Origin of the sequence: Paraburkholderia heleia NBRC 101817 (assembly GCF_000739775.1) — a bacterium.
Taxonomy (GTDB): Bacteria; Pseudomonadota; Gammaproteobacteria; order Burkholderiales; family Burkholderiaceae; genus Paraburkholderia; species Paraburkholderia heleia.
Map to the genome: position 1 here is coordinate 78,959 of NZ_BBJH01000043.1, position 8,787 is coordinate 87,745.

The 8,787-nt window shown below is 64.5% G+C and carries 7 protein-coding genes; all 7 read right to left on the reverse strand.

The window, feature by feature from the left end; genetic code table 11:
• Positions 1-18: 18 nt before the first annotated feature.
• Positions 19-1,347, reverse strand: coding sequence for a cytochrome c (locus BHE01S_RS29565; protein ID WP_042270238.1), 1,329 nt, complete (start codon positions 1,345-1,347; stop codon positions 19-21).
• A complete protein-coding gene (locus tag BHE01S_RS29570; protein ID WP_042270239.1) occupies positions 1,344-3,116 on the reverse strand; it encodes a GMC family oxidoreductase in 1,773 nt (590 codons plus the stop codon). Before BHE01S_RS29570 ends, BHE01S_RS29565 begins: the two co-directional genes overlap by 4 nt.
• Before the next feature lies 1 nt (position 3,117).
• A complete protein-coding gene (locus BHE01S_RS29575) occupies positions 3,118-3,879 on the reverse strand; it encodes a gluconate 2-dehydrogenase subunit 3 family protein (RefSeq protein WP_042270240.1) in 762 nt (253 codons plus the stop codon).
• A 165-nt stretch (positions 3,880-4,044) separates the two neighbouring features.
• Positions 4,045-5,865 carry a methyl-accepting chemotaxis protein gene (locus BHE01S_RS29580; RefSeq protein ID WP_042270241.1) on the reverse strand — a complete coding sequence of 607 codons (1,821 nt, stop codon included), beginning with the start codon at positions 5,863-5,865 and terminating at the stop codon, positions 4,045-4,047.
• Positions 5,866-6,296: 431 nt separating this feature from the next.
• Positions 6,297-7,151, reverse strand: a complete 855-nt coding sequence (locus BHE01S_RS29585) for an urea carboxylase-associated family protein (RefSeq protein ID WP_042270242.1) — start codon at positions 7,149-7,151, stop codon at positions 6,297-6,299.
• 130 nt (positions 7,152-7,281) lie between these two features.
• Positions 7,282-7,956 carry a GntR family transcriptional regulator gene (locus BHE01S_RS29590; RefSeq protein ID WP_042270271.1) on the reverse strand — a complete coding sequence of 225 codons (675 nt, stop codon included), beginning with the start codon at positions 7,954-7,956 and terminating at the stop codon, positions 7,282-7,284.
• Between the two features lie 8 nt (positions 7,957-7,964).
• On the reverse strand, positions 7,965-8,787 hold an 823-nt coding region (locus BHE01S_RS29595), incomplete at its 5' end, for an amino acid ABC transporter ATP-binding protein (protein ID WP_042270243.1).

An 8,787-nucleotide genomic window follows, 5' to 3' on the forward strand; every position in this document is an offset into this window, starting at 1 on the left:
CGTGGCATGCAACATGCATCAATGACTGCTGTTGCGAATCCGCCGTACCGCGTCGGCGTCGACGGCCGGCGCCTGATTGCCCCACGCGCCGCGAATGAACGTGACGACGTCCGCGACCTGCTGGTCGTTCAGGCGCTGGCCGAACGCGGGCATCGTAAACACGGTCGGCGCGGTCTTCGTGCCCGGCATCGACGCGCCGTGCAGCACGAGGCTGATCAGCGAGGTCGGGTCCTGCGCGTTCACGGTCGAACTCAGCGCGAGCCTCGGAAAGACACCTTCATAGCCGTTGCCGTCCGAACGATGGCACGCCGCGCAGTTGTCCAGAAAGGTCCGCGCGCCGGGCGAGTCCGGATGGCCCGCATGCAACGCCAGCGCCACCGCATCCGAGTACACAAGCGACGCATGCTGCCGTGCCGGCGCGAGTGATTGCAGATAGTCGGCGATCGAGCCGAGATCCGCATCGCTCATGTATTGCGTGCTGTCGATCACGACGTCGCGCATCTCGCCGAACGCAGCCGAATGCGCGTCGCGGCCCGCCTTCAGGAACGCGACGATGTCGTCGCGGCTCCAGTCGCCAAGTCCATCCACCCGGTCATCGCGCAGATTGTTCGCGAACCACTGCTCGACCACACCGCCTTGCAGGAACGCCGGGCCGCCGTGATCGGTCAGCGCTTTTTCCTGCAGCAACATGCCGCGTGACGTATGACACGCGCCGCAATGGCCAAGACCTTCGACCAGATATCGACCGCGTTCGAGCGAGACCGTATCGCCATCGGCCGCTTGCGCGTTCGTGGCGATCGCGACGTCCGGCGCGAATGCGGTGCGCCACAGCGCGAGCGGCCAGCGCATCGACAGCGGCCAGCGAATGCCGTTCGGCGTGCGCGGCTGATGAACCGCCGCGACGCCGTGCATGAAGTACGCGTACAGCGCCTTCACGTCATCGGGCTGGATGCGCGCGTACGACGGATACGGCATCGCCGGATACAGCGTATAGCCGGCCTTCGCCACGCCATGCCGCAACGCCTTATCGAAATCCGCATACGTGTAGCGGCCGATGCCGGTGTCGGCATCGGGCGTGATATTGGTCGAATAGACCGCGCCGATCGGCGTCTGCAGCGGCAGGCCGCCCGCGAACGGCTGGCCGCCCTTCGCCGTATGGCATGCAGCACAGTCGGCGACGCGCGCGAGGTACTCGCCGCGTTTGACGAGCGCCGCGCCGTCGCCGTCAGCCGCTACGCCGGCAGCACCGGAGGAGGCCGCGAGCGCGAGCGCGTTCGGCCCGGCAAATAGCGTGAATGCAACGGCCACCGCCGCACAGGAACGAAGTATCGTGAGTGCGTTTCTCATGCTTGCACCATCGGGCCGGGGTTCTTCAGATATTGTTCGCGGATCGCGCGCGCGGCCCAGTAGCTGAGCGCGCCGACCAGCCCGGTCGGGTTGTAGCCGAAGTTCTGCGGGAACGCCGATGCGCCCACGACGAATACGTTGTGCACGTCCCAGCTCTGCAGATACCGGTTCACGACGCTCGTTTTCGGATCGGCGCCCATCACAGCGCCGCCGGTCGTGTGCGTGCTCTGATAGACGCGCGTGTCGAAGTGCGAGCCCAGCTTACGCGCGTTCACGTCGACGTGATCGGTCAGGACGCGCGCGACGCGTTCGGCCTGCCCAACCGTGTACTGCGTCATCTTCAACTCGTTCTCGTGCCAGTCGAACGTGACGCGCAACAGCGGCTGGCCATAGGCGTCCTTGTAGTTCGGATCGAGGCTCAGGTAATTGTCGCGATAGGACATCACCGAACCCTGGGCCACGATCGTCATCATCCGTTGATAGCTGTCCTGCACCGCCGCCTTCCATCCGCTGCCCCAGCCCTTCGTGCCCTTCGGCACGCCGGCTTGCCCGATCGGACGGCCGCCGGTGCGGTTATGGCGCACGTTCGCCCCGCCGATGAAACCGAGCGGACCGTGATCGAAGTTATCGCCGTTGAAGTCGTCGATCGATTGCCCGCCGCCGCCCGCGCCGATGAACGGATTCAGTTGCGTGCCCTTCGGCAGGAACGCGTTGACGCCGCCGTTCATCTGATACGCGAAGTTGCGGCCGACCACGCCTTCGCCGGTCGCCGGATCGTAAGGCTGACCGATGCCCGAGAGCAGCAGCAGCCGCACGTTGTGCATCTGGAACGCGCTCAGCACGACGATATCGGCCGGCTGCTCGACCTCGCGGCCTTGTGCGTCGATGTACGTCACGCCCGTTGCGACCTTGCCGCTCGCATCGCGATTGACGCGCACCACCTGGCAGCGCGTGCGCAGCTCAAAGTTCTTCTTCTGGAACAGCGCCGGATGAATCGTGGTCTGCGGCGACGACTTCGAATACATGTAGCAGCCGAAGTCTTCGCAGAAGCCGCAGAAATTGCACGGCCCGAGACGTACGCCGTACGGGTTCGTATACGGCGCCGACACGTTGGCGGCTGGAATCGGGAACGGCTCGTACCCGAGTTCGCGTGCGGCACGCGCGAACAGCTGCGCGCCGTAGACGTCTTTCAGCGCGGGGTTCGGGTACTCCTTGCTGCGCCACGATTCGTGACGGTTGCCGCCCGGCACGATATTGCCGTTCAGGTTGCCGGCCTTGCCCGAGATGCCGGCCACGTCGTCGAAACGCGTGAAGTACGGCTCGAGCTCGTCATAGGTGACGCCGAAATCCTGAATGGTCATGCCGTCGGGGATGAACGACTTGCCGTAGCGCTGTTCGTAATGGCTGCGCAATTGCAGGTCCGAGGCGTTCGGACGCCACGTGAGGCCGTTCCAGTGGAACCCGGCGCCGCCGACCCCGTTGCCGAGCAACATCGCACCATGCTGCCGGTACGGCACGGCGAGCCCGTCCGTCGTGTGGCGGAAGGTCAGTGTCTCCTTGGACAGATCCTGATACAACTTGCCGCGAATCGCATACGACAGCTCGTCCGCGATGTTCGGATACTTCGCGGTGTTCGCGGTGTCCTGCATTTCGCCGCGCTCGAGCGCGAGCACGTTGAGACCCGCTTCGGCCATTTCCATCGCCATGATCGCGCCGGTCCAGCCGAACCCGACCATCACCGCATCGACTTTGTCTTTCTTGATCGCCATCTTATGCCTGCTCCCCGAGAATCGACACCGGACCGAGCGGGTACTTGACGCCCGGCTGCTCGACCCAATCCGCGTAGTCCGCGCGCGCGCCGGGAAAGCCGATCATTTTCCAGCCGGCCATGTGCCTGTTGCCGCCGTACATCGGGTCGGCGAAATAACCTTCCTTCGTGTTCTTCAGCAGCGTGCTGAAGAAGAGCTTCGGCGGCACCGCATCGAGATGCAGCTTGCCCGCTTCGAGCTGCTCGAGCACCTGGACGCGCGTCTCACGCGGCAATTGCGCAAACACCTTGCCGTGATCGCGCACGCATGCCGCGTTGCACCCTTCGATGCCATGCCGGTACACATCGCGCGGCACGAGGCCGAGCTGATAACCGAGCTCGGGCACCGCTTCCGGATGAAACGGCCCGTGCATGTACCACAGCCGGCCGTGACCGTAAGGCGTCTCCATCTGGCGGTCGATGAATTCCGGCACGCCGGCTTCGAGCGCGCCGGCGCCTGTGCTGTCGGCCGGAATCAGCTCGTCGACGGCCGCGTGCAAGAAGTCCCATTCCGCGGCGGTGAAGAAAGTCGGCAAATATTGGGCGGTAGCGGCCGCGGCGTTGGCGCTCGTGACCGGTGCGGTGCTCGCGGCACTCGCGTTGTCCGTCGCCTGCGACGGCGTACAGCCCTCCTGCGTGACGATCACGGGCGCGATGGCGGTAGCGGGAAGGATCGTGAATACCTGACGCAGAAATTTTCTGCGTGCCTGGTCATCGTTTTTCATTGGATCGAGAGGGCCGTCAACGGAAGAAGAAAGAGAAACGCACCGGTACATGGCCGACGTGTGTTATGCGAACGGTGCGCGTGGGTTGCGCGCCGCAACGAGGCACGCGACCCACGCTGGATCGCAGCGTGCGTCGCGCGAAAATCGCCACGCCGATCGCGCAGCCTAGAAGGTGGTCCAGTCGTCGTCGTGCCGGGCCGACGCGCTGGCGACGGGCGCTGCAGCCGAGTCGGCCGCGGCCGTCGCAGCGGCATGTGCCGGCTCGACGGCCCCCACCTTGGCAGCGGCGGCAGCGGAACCCGCAGCCGCAGCGGCGGACGGCGCGCGGCGCGCGGCACGCGGCGCTGCGGCAGTCGAAGATGACGATGCCCCGCCGACGCGAGCCGGCGCCGCAGCCGCAACGGGACGCGTCAGGCGCTGCGCCGCCGGCGTCGCGGTGCCCGCGTTGCCGCCCTGTTCGACCTTGAAGCTCACCACCGCCGTGCGCAGACGGCCCGCCTGCTCCTCGAGCGAAGCGGCCGCCGCTGCCGCCTGTTCGACGAGCGCCGCATTCTGCTGCGTGACGTGGTCCATCTGCGAGACGGCCTGATTCACCTGTTCGATGCCGCGGCTTTGTTCATGCGAGGCGGCTGCGATTTCGCCGACGATGTCATGCACACGCCCGATCGACTGGCTGATCTGCTCCATCGTGCTGCCCGCGCGCGCGACGAGTTCGGTGCCGGTGCGTACACGGTCCACCGACGTGCCGATCAGATCCTTGATCTCCTTCGCGGCGACGCTCGAACGCTGGGCGAGCGAGCGCACCTCGGACGCGACCACCGCGAAGCCGCGCCCGTGTTCGCCGGCGCGCGCCGCTTCGACGGCGGCGTTCAGCGCGAGGATGTTCGTCTGGAACGCGATCCCTTCGATGATGCTCGTGATCTCGGCAATCTTGCCGGAGCTGTCGCCGATGCCGGTCATGGTATCGACGACCTGGCTCACAATCTCGTTGCCTTCGAGCGTCACGTGGCGCGCGGTCGCGGCCAGTTGGCTCGCCTGCTGTGCGTTGTCCGCGTTGTGCTTGACCGTCGACGTCAGCTCTTCCATGCTCGCCGCCGTTTCCTGCAGCGAAGCCGCCTGCTCTTCGGTGCGCGCGGACAGATCGACGTTGCCGGCCGCCATCTCACGCGTCGCGGTGGCAATCGCTTCGCTGCCGCTGCGGACGTTGCGCACGGTTTGCAGCAGGCGCTCCTGCATGTTCGCGATGCCTTGCAGCAACTGGCCCATCTCGTCGCGCGCCTTGACGTGAACCGAGCGCGTAAGATCACCTTGCGCGATCCGGTCGAAGTGCGACAGCGCATCGCCAAGCGGCCGCGCAATCGCCCGGCGCAAGTTCACGAAGCTGCCGATCGCGGTGATGACGCCGACCCCCATCGCGACGATCGTGATGAGGCGAAACAGCGCAAACGTATGCTCCTGCTCGCCGAAACCTTGCTTGGCGGTCGAGTATTGATACTCGCGCAGCTTCGCGCTCGCGGCGTGATACGCGGCATACAGGTCGTTGTTCAAAAGCGCGGCCTTCATGACGCTGCCGCCGTCGCCGCCGATCAACGCGTTGCCGAATGCGTCGAGCCCCTCGTCCATCGCATTGCGTCGCTGGATCAGGTCGCGCGCCAACCGGTCTTCCTCGGGCGTGCGCGGCAGCTTCATGTAGTTGTCGAGTGACGCACGCGCCTCGGTGCGGTAGTCGCGCGAGTGCGTGATGATGCCGCTCAGGCCCGGCGCGGACGGGTTCAGCGCCGCGCGGAACAGCGCCGAACGTTCGCGCTGCAGGTCGATTTCGGCATCCCCGATAAGGGTCGCGCTCGGCAGCTTGTCGCTGAAGGTGTCGCGGTTCGCGTCGTTGCTGCTCGTCATCCCGGCAATGCCGAGCCCACCGATGACGAGCAGCAACACGGAAAGCAACCCCATCGCCAGCGCGAGTCGCGATTTGATCGAAACTTGCATGTGCTAACCCCCGACGCCTTATATTCATTTCTGGAATGCTTTTATTGACGGCATACAAAGGGCATTCTTTAGCAAATACTTCAAACCACGAAAAATGTCTTGTTATTGAAATAATAATGAAAGCATATTGTTTGTTGATGCTTTCAAACCGCAGCGTGCCCGCGTCCTCCGTGTAAAGACTGCGACAAACAGCCCGCACTGTGTGCGGGCCTGGTACACGTCAACGAAGATCTGGAATGGGTGCGTCCAGGCCGCGAGAAACATCAACCGGGCATTGTGAGGGCGGAACACGTCATCTCCTTCAACGATGGGCAGACGGGAAAGGACGCAGACGCCATCACTCCGTGCAAGACCCAAACGCCAGCGCTGTTCCGCCTGGCCCCCTGTCTGCGAAACGCGTCAGCTGACACCGACCGTGTGCGCAGCCGTGGTCAGCAGCCGCACTTCCATTGCGGCTGGGACAATGTCATGCCGTGCTGTCCGTTGTACGCGGCAACCGCGGGCGGTGTCCACCCCTCCAGCATCTGCGGTGCGAGCCGGTAGATCTCGATGCCGAGCGGTCGGCATACCTCCAGCGGATCGCGCGCGTCCGGCCCCCACATCGGCAACGACAGATCGCCGCCCGGGCAGGTGGAGAGCGCGCACAGCAGGTCGATTTCCGCGAAAAATTCGAGGTAATCGCCCTTCTTCGCCGGGCAGGCTTTCATGAAGTACTTGTCTTCGAGATTCAACCCGGTGCACTGGAACACGTTCAGCACGTCGTGCACGTCGTATTCGGTCAAGCCATAAGGCGCGATTGCCCGCGTCAGGTTCGAGTGGCAGTGGAAATGAAAATCCTCCCCGGTCAGCATGCGGTTCACGTACGGGTCGCAGCGCGTGCCGAGCAGATCGTGAACGCGGCCACCGTGCTCGTCGACGCCGTAGTCGGCGAGACTGTCGTCGGTGATCGTCACCATCGGGCGCAGGAACGGCAGCGTCGACCACAGGCGATCGAAGGTGCTGACGTGCGCCTGTTGCAACTGGCGCGTGCGCGAGGCCCACATGCGCTCGCGCGGGTTGTGCAGGTTCCACATGTTCAGGTCGGCGACTTGCGGACCTTCGATCGTGACGATCCGGAACACGTGACCGGCCGGAACCGTCCATGCCTGCCCCGAGCGGATGGGCACCACGAACGATTCGACCAGCGTGCGCGTCTCGTGCTCCGAGGCAATGCGCCGATAGAACGCGCGGTCGGGATCGAGCGCAGAACCCTTCGTGGATTGATAGGCGGCAGGGTAATTCAACATGATTAATATTCCTTATTGAATGCACGAACGGGATGCGCTCACCAAACGCCCTCGCCCGTTTGCAGGTTAGCGGGTGAACAGATCGATGATGGACGCATGGCGCGCGGCAACACCGCCGCACGTCCACGAATCAAAGGTAATCGAGCAGTGCATGCTCCGATTGCGTCAGGTAATCGGCGAGCGCGGCGCGGGCTTCCGTCATGCGGCCGCTCGTGATCAGCTCCAGAATCTGCTGGTCCTTTTCGATCCAGGGGCGCTGGAAGCGCCGCTCGTCGGGGGCCGATGCGAACACCAGACGCAGTTGCGCGAGTATCGTCGTGAAGAAGGCGTCAAACAGCGCGCTGGCGAGCAATTGCACGATGCGGCGGTGAAACAGCAAGCTATAGGTGCCGACGCTGCGCCAGTCGCCTGCCTCCGCCGCCGCCTGCGCACGCACGACCGCGTCGTGCATCGTCGCGATTTCGTCTTCCTCGATCGGGGCTTCGCGCATCAGGGCCTGAAGTTCGAGCGTGCGCCGCACCCGGTAGATGTCGCGCACGTCGTGGCGTGTCAAGGTGCGCACGATCACGCCGCGATGCCGGTAGTGCACCGCAAGCCCTTCGCGGCACAAGAGCCGCAGCGCCTCACGCAGCGTATTGCGCGAAACGTCGTGCGCCTGCGTGAGATCGCTCTCGACGAGCGCGGTGCCGGGCGGCAATTTGCCTTCGATGATCTCGTCGCGGATCGTCGACAGGATACGGTCGGTGACCGATTGCGCGGACTCCTGGTCAGCGGGGGCGGTTGCAGCCGGGGTAGCGTTAGGCATATGGGCTTTCATGCGAGGTGAACGTCTTTGAGGAAGCCGGCGATTCGCGAAGTCTTGTCGAGCACTGCCAGTTCGTGCGGCGGCGCATCGTTGACGATCTTGCCCGATTCCATGAACACGATGCGGTCGGAAATGCGGAACGCAAAGTTGATTTCATGGGTGACGATAATCATGGTCATGCCTTCGCGCGCGAGTTCTTCGATGACCTTGAGCACTTCGCTGACCAGTTCCGGATCGAGCGCCGAGGTTGGTTCGTCGAACAGGACGATCGAAGGCTGCATCGCCAGCGCCCGCGCGATCGCCACGCGCTGCTGCTGCCCGCCCGACAATTGATGCGGATACTTGTGCGCATGCGCGGCCATGCCCACCTTCGCCAGCAGACGCATGCTCGCCTCGTCGAGCGACGCGCCGTTTTGACGCCCGTGATAGCGCGGCGCGAGCGTCACATTCTGAAGCACGGTCTGATGTGGAAACAGATTGAAGCTCTGAAACACCATGCCGATATCGAGAATCCCGCGCATGTACTGGGCATGCGGCACCTTGCCATGCTTCGCGTGCGGCGGCCACAGGAAGGCCTTGGCATGCAGGCGCACTTCGCCGTCGTCGAGCGTTTCGAGGCCATTCAGCGTGCGAATGAGCGACGTCTTGCCCGAGCCTGACGGGCCGATGATCGACACGACTTCTCCCGCGTGCACCGTCAAATCGATGCCCTTGAGCACTTCGTGCTTGCCATAGCGTTTGCGGATGCCGATGGCTTCCAGTGCGCGCGCCGCGCTGCCGCCCCGCGCCGCGCGGTCCCGCGTCGCGGCAGGCTCGGCGTGCGGCGCTTGC

What these genes read in the sequence shown, in the direction of transcription:
- BHE01S_RS29570 (WP_042270239.1), bottom strand. Translation starts at nt 3,116, where the DNA reads ATGGCGATCAAGAAAGACAAAGTCGATGCGGTGATGGTCGGGTTCGGC.
- BHE01S_RS29575 (WP_042270240.1), bottom strand. Translation starts at nt 3,879, where the DNA reads ATGAAAAACGATGACCAGGCACGCAGAAAATTTCTGCGTCAGGTATTC.
- BHE01S_RS29585 (WP_042270242.1), bottom strand. Translation starts at nt 7,151, where the DNA reads ATGTTGAATTACCCTGCCGCCTATCAATCCACGAAGGGTTCTGCGCTC.
- BHE01S_RS29580 (WP_042270241.1), bottom strand. Translation starts at nt 5,865, where the DNA reads ATGCAAGTTTCGATCAAATCGCGACTCGCGCTGGCGATGGGGTTGCTT.
- BHE01S_RS29590 (WP_042270271.1), bottom strand. Translation starts at nt 7,956, where the DNA reads ATGCCTAACGCTACCCCGGCTGCAACCGCCCCCGCTGACCAGGAGTCC.
- BHE01S_RS29565 (WP_042270238.1), bottom strand. Translation starts at nt 1,347, where the DNA reads ATGAGAAACGCACTCACGATACTTCGTTCCTGTGCGGCGGTGGCCGTT.